Origin of the sequence: Streptomyces cahuitamycinicus, from assembly GCF_002891435.1 — a bacterium.
In the GTDB taxonomy this organism is placed as follows: domain Bacteria; phylum Actinomycetota; class Actinomycetes; order Streptomycetales; family Streptomycetaceae; genus Streptomyces; species Streptomyces cahuitamycinicus.
In genome coordinates this window covers 1-678 of record NZ_POUC01000929.1, presented here as the reverse complement: position 1 = coordinate 678, position 678 = coordinate 1, and the positions used below count along the sequence as shown (strand labels likewise).

At 71.5% G+C, this 678-nt stretch carries 1 protein-coding gene; it reads right to left on the bottom strand.

Going from position 1 to position 678, the window contains the following annotated elements:
- Positions 1-114 precede the first annotated feature (114 nt).
- Positions 115-678 (bottom strand): Fpg/Nei family DNA glycosylase (locus tag C1J00_RS43940; protein WP_102914275.1); only part of this gene is annotated, 564 nt, incomplete at its 5' end.

Genomic DNA, 678 nt, shown 5'->3' with positions numbered 1-678 from the left:
GACAGGGCGGAGGCGTCATTGGGGTTCGGGACCGGCGTGGCTCCGTGGTTGCCGCACGGCTTCTGAGGCCGGGGGTCTTGTCCTGAGGCCGGGGGTTCTTGCCGGCGTGGCTGCTCAGGGGCGTTGGCAGGACGGGCACCAGAAGAGGTTGCGGGCTGCGAGGTCGGCGGTGCGGATCTCGCCGCCGCAGATGTGGCAGGGCAGGTTGGCCCTGCGGTAGACGTACACCTCGCCGCCGTGGTCGTCCACGCGGGGCGGGCGGCCCATCGCCTCCGGCGTGTGCTCCGGGCGGACGGTGTCGATGCGGTTGTTGCGGACACCCTCGTGCATGAGGTCGACGAGGTCGGTCCAGATCGCGTGCCACTCGGCGGGGGTGATGTCCTTGCCGGCGCGGTACGGGTCGATGCGGTGCCGGAAGAGGACCTCGGCGCGGTAGACGTTTCCCACGCCGGCGATGACCTTCTGGTCCATGAGGAGGGCGGCGATCGTCGTACGGCTGCGGGTGATGCGGCGGTACGCGGTGTCCGGGTCGGCGTCGTCGCGGAGGGGGTCCGGGCCCAGGCGGTCGTGTATCGCCTGCTTCTCCGGGGGTGTGATGAGGGCGCAGGTGGTGGGGCCCCGGAGGTCCACGTAGGTGGTGTCGTTCGCCAGACGGAGGCGGACGGTGTCGGTGGGGGG